At 57.8% G+C, this 15,985-nt stretch carries 19 protein-coding genes and 1 tRNA gene; 3 read left to right on the top strand and 17 right to left on the bottom strand.

The features are described 5' to 3' along the window. Nucleotides 1–134 precede the first annotated feature (134 nt). The 9 genes from JFU11_RS05495 to thrS all read right to left on the bottom strand — a co-directional run bounded on the left by JFU11_RS05495 (nt 135) and on the right by thrS (nt 7,591). A tRNA-Pro gene (locus tag JFU11_RS05495) sits at nt 135–211 on the bottom strand. An 89-nt stretch (nt 212–300) separates the two neighbouring features. Further along, on the bottom strand, nt 301–657 hold the full coding sequence (locus JFU11_RS05490; RefSeq protein WP_003179985.1) for a MerR family transcriptional regulator: 357 nt from the start codon (nt 655–657) through the stop codon (nt 301–303). Next, nucleotides 638–940: an integration host factor subunit alpha gene (ihfA, locus tag JFU11_RS05485; RefSeq protein WP_002553164.1), complete on the bottom strand. Its 303-nt coding sequence runs from the start codon at nt 938–940 to the stop codon at nt 638–640. Before ihfA ends, JFU11_RS05490 begins: the two co-directional genes overlap by 20 nt. A gap of 3 nt (nt 941–943) precedes the next feature. Continuing rightward, a complete protein-coding gene (gene pheT, locus JFU11_RS05480) occupies nt 944–3,325 on the bottom strand; it encodes a phenylalanine--tRNA ligase subunit beta (RefSeq protein ID WP_201059999.1) in 2,382 nt (793 codons plus the stop codon). Nucleotides 3,326–3,351: 26 nt separating this feature from the next. Then, the gene (pheS, locus tag JFU11_RS05475; RefSeq protein WP_007905876.1) at nt 3,352–4,368 is read right to left on the bottom strand and encodes a phenylalanine--tRNA ligase subunit alpha; all 1,017 of its coding nucleotides are present in this window, start codon (nt 4,366–4,368) and stop codon (nt 3,352–3,354) included. 109 nt (nt 4,369–4,477) lie between these two features. Beyond that, nucleotides 4,478–4,834, bottom strand: a complete 357-nt coding sequence (rplT, locus tag JFU11_RS05470) for a 50S ribosomal protein L20 (RefSeq protein WP_007905879.1) — start codon at nt 4,832–4,834, stop codon at nt 4,478–4,480. A gap of 28 nt (nt 4,835–4,862) precedes the next feature. Next, on the bottom strand, nt 4,863–5,057 hold the full coding sequence (gene rpmI, locus JFU11_RS05465; protein ID WP_002553160.1) for a 50S ribosomal protein L35: 195 nt from the start codon (nt 5,055–5,057) through the stop codon (nt 4,863–4,865). Nucleotides 5,058–5,117: 60 nt separating this feature from the next. Continuing rightward, the gene (gene infC / locus JFU11_RS05460; RefSeq protein WP_172435341.1) at nt 5,118–5,669 is read right to left on the bottom strand and encodes a translation initiation factor IF-3; all 552 of its coding nucleotides are present in this window, start codon (nt 5,667–5,669) and stop codon (nt 5,118–5,120) included. Further along, nucleotides 5,669–7,591 carry a threonine--tRNA ligase gene (gene thrS / locus JFU11_RS05455; protein WP_008007259.1) on the bottom strand — a complete coding sequence of 641 codons (1,923 nt, stop codon included), beginning with the start codon at nt 7,589–7,591 and terminating at the stop codon, nt 5,669–5,671. The genes infC and thrS overlap by 1 nt, the downstream gene beginning before the upstream one ends. 374 nt (nt 7,592–7,965) lie before the next feature. Here thrS and JFU11_RS05450 point away from each other — a divergent pair, with 374 nt between their 5' ends. Both JFU11_RS05450 and JFU11_RS05445 read left to right on the top strand, forming a co-directional pair. Further along, nucleotides 7,966–8,268 (top strand): hypothetical protein, encoded by a 303-nt coding sequence (locus JFU11_RS05450; RefSeq protein ID WP_038980108.1) that lies wholly within the window; start codon nt 7,966–7,968, stop codon nt 8,266–8,268. Nucleotides 8,269–8,558: 290 nt separating this feature from the next. After that, complete coding sequence (locus JFU11_RS05445; protein WP_007905882.1) at nt 8,559–8,771, top strand: cold-shock protein; 213 nt, start codon at nt 8,559–8,561, stop codon at nt 8,769–8,771. A 72-nt stretch (nt 8,772–8,843) separates the two neighbouring features. Here the strand turns inward: JFU11_RS05445 and JFU11_RS05440 are convergent, their stop codons facing one another. Both JFU11_RS05440 and JFU11_RS05435 read right to left on the bottom strand, forming a co-directional pair. Beyond that, nucleotides 8,844–9,161, bottom strand: a complete 318-nt coding sequence (locus tag JFU11_RS05440) for an I78 family peptidase inhibitor (protein WP_123721000.1) — start codon at nt 9,159–9,161, stop codon at nt 8,844–8,846. A gap of 165 nt (nt 9,162–9,326) precedes the next feature. Then, on the bottom strand, nt 9,327–9,632 hold the full coding sequence (locus tag JFU11_RS05435) for a hypothetical protein (RefSeq protein WP_038980106.1): 306 nt from the start codon (nt 9,630–9,632) through the stop codon (nt 9,327–9,329). A 132-nt stretch (nt 9,633–9,764) separates the two neighbouring features. On the opposite strand from JFU11_RS05435, the gene JFU11_RS05430 reads away from it, so the two are divergent. After that, nucleotides 9,765–9,971 (top strand): hypothetical protein, encoded by a 207-nt coding sequence (locus JFU11_RS05430; RefSeq protein ID WP_123720999.1) that lies wholly within the window; start codon nt 9,765–9,767, stop codon nt 9,969–9,971. A gap of 38 nt (nt 9,972–10,009) precedes the next feature. Here JFU11_RS05430 and JFU11_RS05425 read toward each other — a convergent pair whose 3' ends face one another. The 6 genes from JFU11_RS05425 to JFU11_RS05400 are packed head-to-tail and all read right to left on the bottom strand — an operon-like array spanning nt 10,010 to nt 15,983. After that, the gene (locus JFU11_RS05425; RefSeq protein WP_123720998.1) at nt 10,010–11,038 is read right to left on the bottom strand and encodes a nucleoside hydrolase; all 1,029 of its coding nucleotides are present in this window, start codon (nt 11,036–11,038) and stop codon (nt 10,010–10,012) included. Nucleotides 11,039–11,071: 33 nt separating this feature from the next. Then, the gene (gene rbsD / locus JFU11_RS05420; protein WP_201059998.1) at nt 11,072–11,476 is read right to left on the bottom strand and encodes a D-ribose pyranase; all 405 of its coding nucleotides are present in this window, start codon (nt 11,474–11,476) and stop codon (nt 11,072–11,074) included. Next, complete coding sequence (rbsK, locus tag JFU11_RS05415; protein WP_201059997.1) at nt 11,473–12,390, bottom strand: ribokinase; 918 nt, start codon at nt 12,388–12,390, stop codon at nt 11,473–11,475. Before rbsK ends, rbsD begins: the two co-directional genes overlap by 4 nt. A gap of 42 nt (nt 12,391–12,432) precedes the next feature. Continuing rightward, nucleotides 12,433–13,452 (bottom strand): LacI family DNA-binding transcriptional regulator, encoded by a 1,020-nt coding sequence (locus tag JFU11_RS05410; RefSeq protein ID WP_052965364.1) that lies wholly within the window; start codon nt 13,450–13,452, stop codon nt 12,433–12,435. 3 nt (nt 13,453–13,455) lie between these two features. Beyond that, a complete protein-coding gene (locus JFU11_RS05405) occupies nt 13,456–14,433 on the bottom strand; it encodes an ABC transporter permease (protein ID WP_052965365.1) in 978 nt (325 codons plus the stop codon). Beyond that, nucleotides 14,430–15,983, bottom strand: coding sequence for a sugar ABC transporter ATP-binding protein (locus JFU11_RS05400; protein ID WP_123720994.1), 1,554 nt, complete (start codon nt 15,981–15,983; stop codon nt 14,430–14,432). Before JFU11_RS05400 ends, JFU11_RS05405 begins: the two co-directional genes overlap by 4 nt. Nucleotides 15,984–15,985 lie beyond the last annotated feature (2 nt).

Raw genomic sequence — 15,985 nt, 5'->3', positions numbered from 1 at the left:
AAATCGCATAGGGACTGCTGCCTGCTCATCCGAAAAGGGTGAGATTCCACTAAGAGCCAGTCGTTTTGTAGGGGTAAAAACGTTATAAAATAAAAAGGGTCGCGAGATAAAATCTCGCAACCCCTTGAATTATATGGTCGGGACGGAGTGATTCGAACACTCGACCCCTAGCACCCCATGCTAGTGCGCTACCGGACTGCGCTACGCCCCGACTAGGCGTTGAATCTGCCCCTCATCTCGAGGAACGCTCAAGAATATATCGCAAGCTTTTGAAAACTGGAAGTATTTAAAAGCAGGAATTTATTTCTTGAGAACCACCAGAACATCTTCCAGCTCGGCGATCATCTGGCGGATCATTTGTTTGTATTGGGTGGTGTCGTCTTTGGCTTCATCGCCGGACAAACGCAAGCGTGCGCCGCCGATGGTAAACCCCTGATCGTAAAGAAGCGCGCGGATCTGCCGGATCATCAGCACGTCCTGGCGCTGATAATACCGGCGGTTTCCGCGGCGTTTGACGGGGTTGAGTTGAGGAAACTCCTGTTCCCAGTAGCGCAGCACGTGCGGTTTTACGGCACATAGCTCGCTGACTTCACCAATGGTGAAGTAGCGTTTGCCCGGGATGACGGGTAGTTCGTCGTTATGACTTGGTTCCAGCATAAGCCTCAACTCGGGCCTTCAACTTCTGCCCTGGACGAAAGGTGACCACACGGCGAGCCGTGATCGGGATTTCTTCTCCCGTTTTCGGATTGCGGCCAGGCCGCTGGCGTTTGTCCCGAAGGTCGAAATTGCCGAAACCGGACAATTTGACTTGTTCGTTGTCTTCAAGAGCGTGCCTGATTTCTTCAAAAAACAGTTCGACCAATTCCTTAGCCTCCCGCTTGTTCAGGCCCAGCTCTTCATACAGACGTTCCGCCATCTCAGCTTTCGTCAAAGCCCCCATACGTCACTTCCTTAACGTGGCGTTCAACCTTTGTTCGAGCGAGGTGAGGATGTTTTGCGTCGTGGTATTCACCTCATCGTCATTAAGAGTGCGCGATGGATGCTGCCAGGTCAAGCCGACTGCAAGGCTTTTTCTATCAGGATCAATGCCTTTACCCTGATACACGTCAAATAGCCTGAGGTCTGTGAGCCATTCGCCTGCATTTTCACGGATTACGTCCAGTACGGCGGTGGCCGCAACGTCTTTATCCGCCAGCAGTGCAAGGTCACGACGCACTTCAGGAAAGCGCGATAACTCCTGGAATTTAGGCATTTTGCCCAACGCCACTTCGGCCAGAACCAGCTCGAATACGAAGACCGGACGGTCGAGACCGAGGGTTTTCGACAATTCAGGGTGAATCGCACCAACGAAACCTACCAAGCGGCCTTCACGTTCGATGCGCGCGGTCTGACCCGGGTGCAACGCAGGGTGTTTGCCCGGCACGAACGTGAACGAATCCAGTGCGCCGGCGAAACCCAGTACCGCTTCCACATCAGCTTTGACGTCGAAGAAATCCACGACATCGCGACCTTGCGCCCAGCCTTCCGGCAGGCGGCTACCGCATACCACACCTGCCAGCATCGGCTCTTGCTTCAGGCCTTCCAGCTGACCAACGAAGCGCAGGCCGCTTTCGAACAAGCGGACGCGATCTTGTTGACGGTTCAGGTTGTGCTGAAGCGCCTTGACCAGACCAGGCCACAGGGACGAACGCATGGCAGCCATGTCGTTGGAAATCGGGTTGGCCAGCAGCAGCGGCTCGACACCCGGATTAAACAACTCGAATTGTTTCGGATCAATGAAGCTGTAAGTGATCGCTTCCTGATAACCACGAGCCACCAGCAGACGACGCAGTTCAGGCAGATCGCTGCGCGCTTCGGCCTTGGCTTGCGGCGCCAGACGGGCTTGCGGGTAGCGAACCGGCAGACGGTTGTAACCGTACAGACGGGCCAGCTCTTCGATCAGGTCGACTTCCAGGCTGATATCGAAACGGAAGCTTGGCACTTCTACGCGCCACTGCCCTGCCCCATCGGCAGAAATGGTCAGGCCCAAGGCGCTGAGCAGACGCTCGACTTCGGCCGAATCCATTTCCATGCCCAGCATCTGAGTAATGCGCTGGGCACGCAGGGTGATCGGCGCGATCGACGGCAGATACTGCTCGTTGACGGTCTCGATAATCGGACCCGCTTCACCACCGGTGATGTCCAGCAGCAAGCCAGTGGCACGCTCCATGGCTTCACGGGCCAGTTGCCAGTCCACGCCACGCTCGTAGCGGTGCGAGGCATCGGTGTGCAGACCGTAGGAACGAGCCTTGCCAGCGACAGCAATCTGGTCGAAGAACGCGCTTTCCAGGAAAATATCGCGAGTGGTCGCGGTGTTGACGCCGCTGTGCTCGCCACCCATGACGCCGGCGATAGCCAAGGCACGGTTGTGGTCTGCAATCACCAGCGTATCGCTACGCAGGCTGACTTCCTGACCATCAAGCAGAACCAGCTTCTCGCCTTCTTCGGCCATGCGCACGCGGATGCCGCCATTGATTTCGGCGAGATCGAACGCGTGCAGCGGTTGACCCAGTTCCAGCATCACGTAGTTGGTGATGTCGACGGCGGCGTCGATGCTGCGCACGTCGGCACGACGCAGACGCTCGACCATCCACAGCGGCGTAGGCTTGGACAGGTCGACGTTACGGATCACACGACCCAGGTAACGCGGGCACGCGGCTGGCGCGAGGACTTCAACCGAACGCACTTCGTCGTGCACGGCCGGAACGCTGGCAATCGCCGGGCGCACGACTGGGGCGGCATAAAGCGCGCCGACTTCGCGGGCCAGACCGGCCAGGGATAGGCAGTCGCCGCGGTTCGGGGTCAGGTCGACCTCGATGCTGGCGTCGTCGAGGCTCAGGTACTCACGAATGTCCTGACCGACCGGCGCATCGGCCGGCAATTCCATCAGGCCATCGTTGCCTTCGCCGATTTGCAGCTCGGCCTGGGAGCACAGCATGCCGTTGGATTCAACGCCACGCAGCTTGGCTTTCTTGATTTTGAAGTCGCCCGGCAGTTCGGCACCAATCATGGCGAACGGGATCTTCAGGCCGGGGCGCACGTTTGGCGCACCGCACACTACCTGGAAGGTCTCCGAGCCATTGCTGACCTGGCAAACACGCAACTTGTCAGCGTCTGCGTGTTGCTCGGTGCTCAGCACCTCGCCCACTACCACGCCACTGAATTCACCGGCGGCCGGCGTAACGCTATCGACCTCAAGACCGGCCATCGACAGACGAGCAACCAGCTCGTCGCGACTTACCTGCGGGCTTACCCAGCCACGCAGCCATTGTTCACTGAATTTCATCCTGCTCTCCTAAGAATTCGTTACGACTAGCGAAATTGCGCGAGGAACCGCAAGTCGTTGTCGAAGAACAGACGCAAGTCGTTCACGCCGTAACGCAGCATGGCCAGACGCTCAACGCCCATGCCGAAGGCAAAGCCCGAAAACTCTTCCGGGTCGATCCCGGACATACGCAGCACATTCGGGTGAACCATGCCGCAGCCCATGACTTCCAGCCAGCCAGTCTGTTTGCAGACGCGGCAACCTTTACCGCTGCACATCACGCATTCCATGTCGACTTCAGCGGATGGCTCGGTGAATGGGAAGTACGAGGGACGGAAACGCACGGCCAGTTCTTTTTCGAAGAACACGCGCAGGAACTCTTCGATGGTGCCTTTCAGGTCGGCGAAATTGATATCGCGGTCGACCAGCAGGCCTTCGACCTGGTGGAACATCGGGGAGTGAGTGATATCGGAGTCGCTACGGTACACACGGCCTGGGCAGACGATGCGGATCGGCGGCTGTTTCGATTCCATGGTGCGGACCTGTACCGGAGAGGTATGGGTGCGCAGCAACATGTTGGCATTGAAATAGAAGGTGTCATGCATCGACCGGGCCGGGTGATGGCCTGGGATGTTGAGCGCTTCGAAGTTGTGATAGTCGTCTTCGACCTCAGGGCCTTCGGCAATGCCGTAGCCGATGTGGGTGAAGAACTGTTCGATACGTTCCAGAGTGCGAGTAACCGGATGCAGACCACCGGAGGTCTGACCGCGGCCAGGCAGGGTCACGTCAATGGACTCGGCTGACAGTTTGGCGGCCAGGTCGGCCTCTTCAAACAGTGCCTTGCGGGCATTGAGAACCTCTGTGACACGCTCCTTGGCAACGTTGATCAGCGCGCCGACTTGCGGGCGCTCTTCTGCCGGCAAATTCCCCAGGGTCTTCATCACCTGAGTCAATTCGCCCTTTTTGCCAAGGTAGTGAACCCGGATTTGCTCCAGGGCATTGATATCTTCAGCGCTTTGCACAGCCTCTAGTGCTTGAGAGACGAGCGCATCCAGGTTTTCCATGTACAGACTCCAGATACAAAATAGGGGAAGAGCTTGAAGGCTCTTCCCCTATTTATGACGTTTAACACCTGGCCCCACAGAGGTGAGGCCGGGTGACTGTCGGGGGTACTTAAGCCAAGGTGGCTTTAGCTTTCTCGACAATCGCAGCAAACGCCGCTTTTTCGTTCACTGCCAGATCAGCCAGAACCTTACGGTCGATCTCGATGGACGCTTTTTTCAGGCCGGCGATGAAACGGCTGTAGGACAGACCGTTGATACGTGCACCAGCGTTGATACGAGCGATCCACAGAGCGCGGAACTGACGTTTTTTCTGACGACGGTCACGGTAGGCGTATTGGCCTGCCTTGATTACCGCTTGCTTGGCAACACGGAATACGCGCGAGCGAGCGCCGTAGTAGCCTTTAGCAAGTTTCAGAATTTTTTTGTGACGTTTACGGGCAATGACGCCACGCTTTACACGAGCCATGAGTTACTTCCTCTATTCTTGACTAAAATTAACGAAGGCGCAGCATGCGCTCGACTTTTGCCACGTCAGACGGATGCAGCAAGCTGCTACCGCGCAGTTGACGCTTACGCTTGGTCGACATTTTAGTCAGGATGTGGCTCTTGAAAGCGTGCTTGTGCTTGATACCGTTAGCAGTTTTCAAAAACCGCTTAGCAGCACCACTTTTAGTTTTCATTTTTGGCATGTTCGGATACTCCGCATTCAGTTGATAAACATAATCAGAAGGCCTGCCGTGCCCTATTGATTACTTCTTCTTTTTCGGGGCGATGACCATGATCAGCTGGCGTCCTTCCATCTTAGGATGCTGTTCGACCGAACCGTACTCGAGCAAGTCACCTTCAACTCGCTTGAGGAGTTCCATCCCCAGCTCCTGGTGGGCCATCTCACGGCCGCGGAATCGCAAGGATACCTTGGCCCTGTCCCCATCACTCAGGAAACGTACCAGGTTGCGCAGTTTTACCTGGTAATCCCCTTCCTCCGTCCCTGGACGAAACTTGATTTCTTTAACCTGAATCTGCTTCTGGTTTTTCTTGGCCGCGGCAATCTGCTTCTTCTTCTCGAAGATCGATTTGCCGTAGTCCATCAGTTTGCAAACAGGGGGTACTGCATCGGCGGAAATTTCCACCAAATCCAGTTTGGCCTCTTCAGCCTTAAGAAGCGCGTCTTCAATTGACACAATCCCAAGCTGTTCACCTTCAGCTCCAATTAACCGAACCTCGCGTGCCGAGATATTCTCGTTGATCGGGGCTTTCGGTGCAGCTCGTTTATCTTGTCTCATTTCACGCTTAATAATAATTACTCCGAATCTGGGCGACCACGCCGGGAAACCGCTTGCGCGAGAAACTCAGCGAACTGGGCGACGGGCATCGAGCCCAGGTCAGCACCTTCACGAGTACGCACAGCGACAGTCTGCATCTCGACTTCCCGATCTCCGATAACCAAGAGATAGGGAACCTTGAGCAAAGTATGCTCGCGGATTTTAAAGCCGATCTTTTCATTTCTCAAGTCAGACTTGGCACGAAATCCGCTTTCATTGAGGGTTTTTTCAACCTCAGCGGCAAAATCAGCCTGTTTATCAGTGATATTCATGATCACTGCCTGGGTCGGAGCCAGCCACGCGGGGAATGCACCCTCGTAGTGCTCGATCAGGATTCCGACGAAACGTTCGAAGGAGCCCAGGATCGCCCGGTGCAACATAACCGGGTGCTTGCGACTGTTGTCTTCGGAGACGTATTCGGCTCCCAGACGGACAGGCAGGTTAAAATCGAGCTGAAGGGTACCACATTGCCAGACGCGGCCGAGGCAATCTTTCAGCGAGAACTCGATTTTCGGACCGTAGAACGCACCCTCGCCCGGCTGCAGATCGTACGGCAAGCCAGCGCTATCAAGGGCTGCAGCCAGTGCAGCTTCGGCGCGATCCCACAGTTCGTCGGAACCGACGCGTTTTTCCGGACGAGTGGACAGCTTCATCTCGACGTCTTTGAAGCCGAAGTCGGCATAAACGTCCATGGTCAGCTTGATGAATGCAGCGGATTCGGCCTGCATCTGCTCTTCAGTACAGAAGATGTGAGCATCGTCCTGAGTGAAGGCGCGAACGCGCATGATGCCGTGCAGTGCACCCGACGGCTCGTTACGGTGGCAGGCACCGAACTCGGCCAGACGCATCGGCAGCTCGCGGTAGCTTTTCAGACCCTGATTGAACACCTGCACGTGGCACGGGCAGTTCATCGGCTTGATGGCGTAGTCGCGGTTTTCCGACTGAGTGGTAAACATGTTGTCGGCGTAGTTGGCCCAGTGCCCGGATTTCTCCCACAGGCTGCGGTCAACGACTTGTGGAGTTTTGATCTCCAGATAGCCGTTGTCGCGCTGAACCTTGCGCATGTACTGCTCGAGCACCTGGTACAGAGTCCAGCCGTTCGGGTGCCAGAACACCATGCCCGGCGACTCTTCCTGGGTGTGGAACAGGCCCAGACGCTTGCCAATCTTGCGGTGATCGCGCTTCTCGGCTTCTTCGATGCGCTGGATGTAAGCCGCCAGCTGCTTTTTGTCCGCCCATGCGGTGCCGTAAACGCGCTGCAATTGCTCGTTCTTGGCATCGCCACGCCAGTAGGCGCCGGACAGCTTGGTCAGCTTGAAGGATTTCAGGAAGCGCGTGTTCGGCACGTGCGGACCGCGGCACATGTCGACGTATTCTTCGTGATAGTACAGACCCATGGCCTGCTCGTTCGGCATGTCCTCGACCAGGCGCAGCTTGTAGTCTTCGCCGCGGGCCTTGAACACTTCGATCACTTCGGCGCGCGGAGTGACTTTCTTGATGACGTCGTAATCTTTCTCGATCAGCTGTTGCATGCGCTGTTCGATGGCGGCCAGGTCGTCCGGCGTGAAAGGACGCTCAAAGGCGATGTCGTAATAGAAGCCTTCATCGATGACCGGACCGATGACCATCTTGGCCGTCGGGTACAACTGCTTGACCGCATGGCCAACCAGGTGGGCGCAAGAGTGGCGAATGATCTCCAGCCCCTCTTCATCCTTTGGCGTAATGATTTGCAGCGAGGAATCGCTGTCGATGATGTCGCTGGCGTCGACCAGCTTGCCATTGACCTTGCCGGCCACGGTGGCCTTGGCCAGACCGGCACCAATGGATGCGGCGACCTCGGCTACGGAAACCGGGTGATCGAATGAACGTTGACTGCCGTCGGGAAGAGTAATAGTTGGCATGGCGCCTCCTCTCCTAGTGGTGACCCCTACCAAAGGTCACGTGGGTTGGGATGAGCCAGTACAAGATCCGATCCAGGCCATTCAATAACGAACGCCTGCCTTACAGCGGCAGGAGCCTTGCGGCCAACCGGAAAACCGAACCAGAGTGACTGGGATTCAAATCAGGGTTATTCGCGCATCTGCCGCTGCCGGGACTGAAGGTCATCCGGAGCCTGCAAACGCCCGAGCGAAGCATGCTAGCACAGATGAACGGTCGTCGCGGCGGCAAGGTTTTCTGCTGGGGCAAATCAGGCATTTTTATGCCAGAGTGCTGAACTTGAACCCCGCTTTACCCCTCAGATAACAAGACATTGACCCAAAAGGAGCATCTCAGCATGCGTCTGAATCGTTTATTCGCCATCGTCGCACCCGTCGTCCTGTTGCTGCCGCTGGCTGCCCATGCCGATTGGCCAAAGGGCGAGCGCGAGAAATACATGGCTCAGTGCACTCAGGCGGCCACTCCGCAGATCGGCGCTGCAGCTGCGAAATCTCACTGCGCTTGCGGTGCCGACGCGATCAAATCGTACCCGGCTGGCGACATTCAGGCCCTGATGGATAACAAGGCCAGCCCGGAACTGCAACAGAAAGCGCTGGGGCAGATAGCTAAATGCAAGGCCAACGCACCGGCGAAAAAGTGAGAAAAAAGTCCTTTTAACCCGGCTCACTGCCGATAAAAAGTGATGAAATTTAGCTTTTTCGTACAAATTTTTAAGGTTTTTCAGCTTTTTTTATTGTCTTTACTTTCGACTGAAAGCCTTTTAAACCGGGGCTTTCAGCCACACAAAGCAACAAAGCAAACGTGACTGCAGGGCAAACAGCACACCCAGGGGGCTCCCAAAGCGAACATTTCGACTATGATAGTCCGGTGTGCCCAGTTGGCCTGAGCAGCACAGTACTACTGAAAATATATGTTTCTTGGAGATACACCATGTCTAATCGCCAAACCGGCACCGTTAAATGGTTCAACGATGAAAAAGGCTTCGGCTTCATCACTCCTCAAGGTGGCGGTGACGACCTGTTCGTACACTTCAAAGCTATCGAAAGCGACGGTTTCAAAAGCCTGAAAGAAGGCCAGACCGTTTCCTTCGTGGCTGAGAAAGGCCAAAAGGGTATGCAAGCTGCACAAGTCCGCGCAGAGTAATTTTCTGCCGCACTAAAAAAACCCCGTCCATGTGACGGGGTTTTTTATGGGCGAAACAAAAGCCTGAAGCAATCAGCCGCAGTTGACGCGGGTGACCACCAGGTTGCTGTCGGTGTTCAGGTTCAGGCGATCGGAGCGGTATTCCAGGGTCACCATGTCATCAGGCTTGAGGAACCGGGCATTCTGCGCGCCTGCGCGGGTACGTGCCTGCTCCAGCAATTGGGGAGAAGCTTTTTTGCCAATGGTGAATTCGGCAGCCTTTGCTTCACAGCGGCTGTGGCCGGTGTCGGTCGCCACAGGGTCCTTTGCCGACTCGGTGGACGTATTGCTGCAACCGGCCAGCAGGGTGGCGGCCAACAAAGTACCCAATGACGCGAGCTTCCAAGGCATGAAGCCTCCTTTTTTCAATAGTTAAGCTGAGATCGTGCGACCGCCATTTTGGCGTTTGGTTTCAGAGTGGGCGCTATCGGCCCGCCCTCGATCCGGACAGCGGCGAGTGTGCCTGAGCATCGCCATGCCGTTCATCACTCAATCGTGACTGAATATGAACAGCGCTCAATAAACGTCGATGTAGTCGAAAGGCGGTTTCGGCCAATTCTGCTTGAGCGCATTGAAAATCTGCATGACCCAGACCTCGTCGCTGGCCGCGACCAATCCGACATAACCGGACCCCTTGGCCCAGGTCTCCAGGCGAAACAGCAACCCGTCGATGTCCGTGCCGCCCACAATGCCCGACGAAATATAGGCGATACCGCCCTTGGTGACCCGCAACTGAGTGTGTTCATCGTCGCTGGCAGAAGCCAGCAGCTGACGCACCGCTTCGAGGGTCAAGCCGTCAGGAGTGTTCAAATCGATCTGCACAGCACGGTCCTTGAAAAATCGTCAAAGACCAAGTGTCGCATAGCCCTCCCCTCATGCCTAAGTCGGAGTGCCAAACGTCCCGCAAAATGGTTAACTCAACACTCAGACTTTCCCGACTTCACGAGCGCCATCATGACCACCGTAAGCATCGACGCCGACATCAAAGCCAAGTGGCCACAGGGCCACAGCTCTTACAGCCCGGGCAGCCCGGAAGAGTTGGCGATCATTGGTATCGATTTGCTGGTCAAGGAACTGGGGACACAAGCCGCCCAGACATTCATCAAACAGGTTCTCGAGAAGTACCCCGCCGACTATATCGGGGCAACTGAGAGCGAGTAGCGTAAAAACCCGCAGGCTGGCACCTGCGGGCCTATGACTTACTTCAAACGAGCCAGACGCTGGGTCAACAGGTCGAAGAAGCCCTGAGCGTCACCGCTTTCAACCCAGAAGGCATTTTTCGGTGCTTTCAGGCCGTCATACCAGTCAACGATGGTCTGACCGAAGGTCGGCCCTTCGCGACTATCAACCACAACGTTGACCGAGCGGCCAGTGAACAGCTCCGGCTTGAGCAGATAAGCAATGACTGTGGCGTCATGCACCGGGCCACCCGACATGCCGTAGTGCTCCATGTCGCCTTTGACGTACTCGTTGAGAATATCGCCCACCAGCTTGCTGGCATTGTTGTTCAGGGCGGCGATCTGCTTCAGGCGCGCTTCACTGGTCAGGATCTTGTGGGTCACGTCCAGCGGCAAGTAGGTCAGCTTGACGCCACTTTTCAGCACCACTTCCGCAGCCTGAGGGTCGGCGAACAGGTTGAATTCGGCCACCGGGGTGATGTTGCCGCCGTTGAAGTGCGCACCGCCCATGATCACCACTTCCTTGATGCCCTGAACAATTTCAGGCTCTTGGATCAGCGCCAGCGCCAGGTTGGTCTGTGGACCGAGCATGGCGATGGTGATGCTGTGGGGTTTGGCGGTCTTCAGGGTATCGATCAGATAGTTGACTGCATTGCCTTCGGCCAGGCCTTTCTTCGGCTCGTGCACCGTGACACCCGACAAGCCTTCCTTGCCGTGGATGTTCTCGGCATAGATCGGCGTGCGCATCATCGGTTTCGGTGCGCCCGCGTAAACAGGCACCTCCTCGCGCCCTGCCCACTCACGGGCCAGACGCGCATTACGCGAGGTCTTGTCCAGACGCACGTTGCCAGCAACGGTGGTCAGCGCACGAATATTCAGCTCTTCCGGCGATGCCAGGGCAAACAGCAAGGCGACCACGTCATCGGCACCCGGATCGGTGTCGATGATCAAGTCGATCTTTTCCGCCGCTTGGGCGCTTGTTGCGGTAATCAGGGACAAAAGCAGCAGACTCCGGAGCAGGTGGTGCAGTTTCTGAACATAGCGGTGCATAGCGCACTCCTTGTGCGTGGGAAGAACGGAAAGTTAAAACGTTACTCCAGCCACCAGCCCGATGTTGCAGTACGGCTGACATTCGCCTGTACGAATAATCGCCCGTGCTTGTCGGCTGAGTACTTTGAATTGGTCATGACTGAGCAGTTCACGCCGGCCCAGCGCACCTTCGGCATTCAGTTCATCCAGCGTGCTCAAGGCCGACGGTCTCTTGTCCAGAATCTCATGGGCCAGCACATGGCTTTCGACCTGCATTTCGCTCAGCACAACCTTCAAGGTACTGACGAAATCCGGAATACCGTGGGTCAAGGCCAGGTCGATCAATTCGACCCCGGGCGGAACCGGCAGGCCGGCATCGCCGATCACGACCGTGTCGCCGTGGCCCAGGGAGGCGATCAGCCGCGACAGCGCGACGTTGAGCAAAGGAGTCTTTTTCATGGTGCTTTAAAAGCCTGTACGTCGGACAAAGTGGGAATCGAAGGTTGCGCGCCAGCCCGGGTGACCGACAGCGCTGCGGCGACCTGGCCGAAGCGGATCGCCTCGACCTCGCTTTTGCCGGCCGCCAAGGCTGCTGCGAAACCACCGACGAACGTGTCGCCAGCCGCGGTGGTGTCGACCGCTTTCACTTTCGGTGCAGGGAAATGCTCGAAGCGTTTGCTATCGGCGAACAGTGATCCTTGAGCACCCAGGGTGATGATCACTTTGCCGGCACCCATGGCGATCAAGCGGGCCGCGGCGGTTTCGGCGGTGCTCAGGGAGTCCACCGGCAAACCGCTGAGGGCCGAGGCTTCGCTTTCGTTGGGGATCAGATAATCGATGGCCGCATACCAATCCGCCGGCAGCGGGCGACTGGCCGGCGCCGGATTGAGAATCACGGTTTTACCCAGCTCACGACCGCGCTTCAGAGCATGGCCGACCGTGGCATCCGGTACTTCCAGCTGACAGATGATGACATCCGCCGCTTGTAACACCGCGTCGAAACGGTCGATCACTTCGGGCGTCAGCGCACCGTTGGCACCGGCAACAATCACGATCGCGTTCTGACTGTTGTCATCGACCACGATCAACGCCACGCCGCTGGAATCCTCGACCGTACTGACCGCCCGGCAATCGATCTGCTCGGCCAACAGAGCCCCGCGCAGCGCTTCGCCATAGGCGTCGCTGCCGACACAACCGACCATCGATACCTGCGCCCCCAGCCGCACCGCGGCCACGGCCTGGTTCGCGCCCTTGCCGCCGGAAACCGTGGCAAACGATTGGCCGATCAGCGTTTCACCACCACGGGGCAGCCGTGGCGCCCGGGTTACCAGGTCCATGTTCAGGCTGCCTATTACCACTACTTTTGCTGGCATACATCACTACTCGTCAATTCTGTTTCTGCGGTGCTTTTGGTTTCAGCGGAATTGGGCGAACACACTAGCCAGCGGCGCAGTCGATTCTCGCAAGACAATACTGGGGGTCACGATGCGCTGATCGGTCGCCAGAGCCGGCGTGGCGATCCTGCGCAACAGCACTTCGGCCGCCATCTCGCCAAGCTGCAGGATCGACTGGCCCACGGTGGTCAGCGCCGGATAGACGTATCGGCTCATCTGGATATCGTCGAAGCCGATCACCGACAGCTCGGTGGGCACACGGATATTGCGCTCGGCAGCGGCGCGCAACACACCGATGCCAATCATGTCGTTACCGGCGAAGATCGCGCTGGGTGGGTTCTTTTCCAACAGGATCGCGGCGGCGTTGTAACCGCCCGTGCTGGTGAAGTCGCTCTCCAGCATGCGCTCGCGCGGCACTTCGACACCCGCCTCTTTCAAGGCACGGCAATAACCGGCCAGACGCATCTGCGCCACGCTGGTACTCGCCGGCCCACCAATCGTGGCGATGTCCCGGTGCCCCAGATCCAACAGGTGCCGGGTCGCCAGATAGGCACCGTATTCGTGATCGATGCGCACCAGATCGGCATCGAGACCTTCGAGCCCACGGTCGACGATCACCATTGGCGTACGCACACCCGCCAGACCTTCGGCCAGGCCGCTGTCACCACCGGCAGACGCAACGATCAAGCCGTCAATGCGTTTTTCCAGCAACACGCGAAGGTAACTGCGTTGCTTGTCCGGGTTGTCGTCGGAGTTGCAGAGGATGACGCAATAGCCGTTGCGCTCGCAGTAATCCTCGATGCCACGGGCCAACTCGGCGAAGTACGGGTTGAGGCTGTTGGGCACCAGCAGGCCGATGGTCGCGGTGGTTTTTGCTTTCAATGACCGCGCCACCGCACTGGGCACGTAGTCGAGACTTTTGATCGCCGCCTCGACCTTGATCCGTACTTCCTCACTGACCGGCCGCGTCTTGTTCACCACATGGGAAACCGTGGTGTAGGAAATACCCGCGAGTGCCGCTACATCCTTGATTGTTGCCATGACTCAGGTCCGCCGGCTTGCGCGCTGACTGCGATAAGTATCAAGCACCACCGCCACCACGATCACCGCACCGGTGATGATGCGTTTGGTGGGCTCGGTCGCGCCGATCTGCGCCAGACCGGCCGCCAGTACCGAGATGATCAGGACGCCGAAGAATGTGCTGATAACCGAGCCGCGCCCGCCCATCAGGCTGGTGCCGCCGATCACGACCGCGGCGATCACCTGCAGCTCCAGGCCGGAGCCGGCGTTCGGGTCCGCCGCTTCCAGGCGCGAAATCTGAAACAACGCAGCGATACCGGCCAGAAGCCCCATCAGGCTGAACACCAGGATTTTGTAGGGCTTCGGATTGATCCCCGCCAGACGCACTGCCTCTTCGTTGGTGCCAATGCCGATCAGGTAACGACCGAACACCGTACGCGTCAGCACGGCCTGGGCGATGAAGATAATCAGCAAGGCGATGATGAATGACGGCGAGATGCCGAACGCGATCGGGTTGGACAGCCAGGCGAAAGCATCACCGATGTAGGCGGTGCGCGAACCGGTCATCTGATACGCCAGGCCTCGCGCCATTTCCAGCACGCCGAGTGACACGATGAACGACGGAATCCGCCACGCCACGGTGATCGAGCCGGTGATAGTCCCGGCCAATGCCGCTACCGCCATGCCGAGCAAGGCCGAAGGCAAGACGCTCCAGCCCCAACCGAGAATCGCCACGCTGACCGCCGAGGCCGCGAGCGCCAGCACCGACCCCACCGACAAATCGATACCGCCGATGATCAATACGAAGGTCATGCCGACCGCCAGCACCATCAAATCGGGAATCTGGTTGGCCAGGGTGCTGAAGGTGTCGTAAGACAGGAAATGGCTGCTCAGGACCGAGAACAGCGCGACCATCGCCAGCAAGGCACCGGCCAGGCCCAGATAAGTGCCGAGGCCGTAAAAATTGCCACTACGTTTGCCGGCCAAAGATGCAGTATTCATGGAAGATCCCTAGGCGCTGCTTCGTTGAGCAACGCATCACGTTTTTGGTAGCCGGCGAAAGCGGCGGCAAGCAAATCATCCTGGGTCCAGCTGTCACGCTCGAAAGTGTCGATCAGACGCCCTGCCGACAACACACCGATGCGATCGCAGATCAGCATCAGTTCGCGCAGGTCGCTGGACACCACCACCAGCGCTTTGCCCTGACGGGTCAACTCACCGAGTAATGCGTAGATATCGAACTTGGCGCCGACGTCGATGCCACGGGTCGGCTCGTCGAACAGCATCACCGTGCAATCGCGCTCGAGCCAGCGGCCGATCACGACTTTCTGCTGATTGCCGCCGGACAATTCCGAGACCAATTGCGTCGGGCTGGAACTGCGAATGCGCATGGCGTTGATCTGACGCTGGGCCAGAGCCATCTCGTCACCGTTATTGACGAAGCCACCGCTGGAAATCACCGGCATATTGCCCAAGGCAATGTTGGCGCTGATTGATTGCGTCAGCAGCAGGCCTTCGCCTTTGCGGTCTTCGGTGATCAGGGCGATGCCGTGACCGACCGCGTCGGCCGGCGAACGAATACTCACCACCTGAGCCGACGCCCCCAGCGCGACGGTGCCGCTGTCGGCTGTATCGGCGCCAAAGATCAGGCGCAGTAACTCGGTGCGCCCTGCCCCGATCAAACCGGAAATTCCGAAAATTTCACCGGCGCGCACTTCGAAGGACACATCGCGGACTTTGTCGGAACGGGTCAGTCCTTTGACCGTCAAGGCCGGCGCACCAATCTTGCGCGGCCCCATGTCGATGTGCTCGCCCAACTCACGGCCAACCATCAGAGTGACCAGTTGCTCGCTGTTGTAGTTGGCCATCGGCTCGACACAGACCAGATTGCCGTCGCGCAATACCGCAATGCGCTGGGCCACCCTTGCCAGTTCTTCGAGGCGGTGGGAAATATAGATGATCGACACGCCGCGAGCCTGCAGGCGAGTGATCTGCTCGAACAGCATTTCGACTTCACGGGCCGTCAGCATTGCTGTCGGCTCGTCGAGGATCAGCACGTGGCAATCGCCGATCAGGTTGCGGGCGATCTCCACCATCTGCTGATGGCCGATACCCAGTTCGCCAACCAACGTATCTGGATCGATGGCGTCCAATCCGACCTGAGCCATGGCCTCGATCGCGGCCTTGCGCAATTGCTTGCGGCTGATCCAGCCACCGTGGCTGGGCAGGTTGTCGAGAAACAGGTTTTCCGCCACCGACAACGTCGGCAACAGATTGAGTTCTTGCATGACCATGCGGATGCCCAGCTCTTCGGCCTGGCTCCGGCTGCCGGGACGGTAATCCTGCCCCTGGAATTGCATCTGGCCGGTGGTCGGTGTGACCAGTCCGCCAATGATTTTCGACAGCGTGCTTTTGCCGGCGCCGTTCTCGCCGGTCAGCGCCAGCACTTCGCCGCGCATGAGCGTCAGGTCGATACCGGTGAGGACGGGCTGGGCATAGGTCTTACCGATACCGCTGACCGAGAGGACAGCGTTCGGGGCGGAAACTGACATAA

The organism is Pseudomonas sp. TH37, assembly GCF_016650735.1.
Classification (GTDB): domain Bacteria; phylum Pseudomonadota; class Gammaproteobacteria; order Pseudomonadales; family Pseudomonadaceae; genus Aquipseudomonas; species Aquipseudomonas farris.
The sequence above is the reverse complement of the archived record's forward strand: the minus strand, read 5'-3'. Positions and strand labels throughout refer to the sequence as shown.

Bases quoted from the DNA above. Each gene is read 5' to 3' on its own strand.
- JFU11_RS05490 (WP_003179985.1), bottom strand. From the start codon at position 657: ATGCTGGAACCAAGTCATAACGACGAACTACCCGTCATCCCGGGCAAA.
- ihfA (WP_002553164.1), bottom strand. From the start codon at position 940: ATGGGGGCTTTGACGAAAGCTGAGATGGCGGAACGTCTGTATGAAGAG.
- pheT (WP_201059999.1), bottom strand. From the start codon at position 3,325: ATGAAATTCAGTGAACAATGGCTGCGTGGCTGGGTAAGCCCGCAGGTA.
- pheS (WP_007905876.1), bottom strand. From the start codon at position 4,368: ATGGAAAACCTGGATGCGCTCGTCTCTCAAGCACTAGAGGCTGTGCAA.
- rplT (WP_007905879.1), bottom strand. From the start codon at position 4,834: ATGGCTCGTGTAAAGCGTGGCGTCATTGCCCGTAAACGTCACAAAAAA.
- rpmI (WP_002553160.1), bottom strand. From the start codon at position 5,057: ATGCCAAAAATGAAAACTAAAAGTGGTGCTGCTAAGCGGTTTTTGAAA.
- thrS (WP_008007259.1), bottom strand. From the start codon at position 7,591: ATGCCAACTATTACTCTTCCCGACGGCAGTCAACGTTCATTCGATCAC.
- JFU11_RS05450 (WP_038980108.1), top strand. From the start codon at position 7,966: ATGCGTCTGAATCGTTTATTCGCCATCGTCGCACCCGTCGTCCTGTTG.
- JFU11_RS05445 (WP_007905882.1), top strand. From the start codon at position 8,559: ATGTCTAATCGCCAAACCGGCACCGTTAAATGGTTCAACGATGAAAAA.
- JFU11_RS05440 (WP_123721000.1), bottom strand. From the start codon at position 9,161: ATGCCTTGGAAGCTCGCGTCATTGGGTACTTTGTTGGCCGCCACCCTG.
- JFU11_RS05430 (WP_123720999.1), top strand. From the start codon at position 9,765: ATGACCACCGTAAGCATCGACGCCGACATCAAAGCCAAGTGGCCACAG.
- JFU11_RS05425 (WP_123720998.1), bottom strand. From the start codon at position 11,038: ATGCACCGCTATGTTCAGAAACTGCACCACCTGCTCCGGAGTCTGCTG.
- rbsD (WP_201059998.1), bottom strand. From the start codon at position 11,476: ATGAAAAAGACTCCTTTGCTCAACGTCGCGCTGTCGCGGCTGATCGCC.
- rbsK (WP_201059997.1), bottom strand. From the start codon at position 12,390: ATGCCAGCAAAAGTAGTGGTAATAGGCAGCCTGAACATGGACCTGGTA.
- JFU11_RS05410 (WP_052965364.1), bottom strand. From the start codon at position 13,452: ATGGCAACAATCAAGGATGTAGCGGCACTCGCGGGTATTTCCTACACC.
- JFU11_RS05405 (WP_052965365.1), bottom strand. From the start codon at position 14,433: ATGAATACTGCATCTTTGGCCGGCAAACGTAGTGGCAATTTTTACGGC.
- JFU11_RS05400 (WP_123720994.1), bottom strand. From the start codon at position 15,983: ATGTCAGTTTCCGCCCCGAACGCTGTCCTCTCGGTCAGCGGTATCGGT.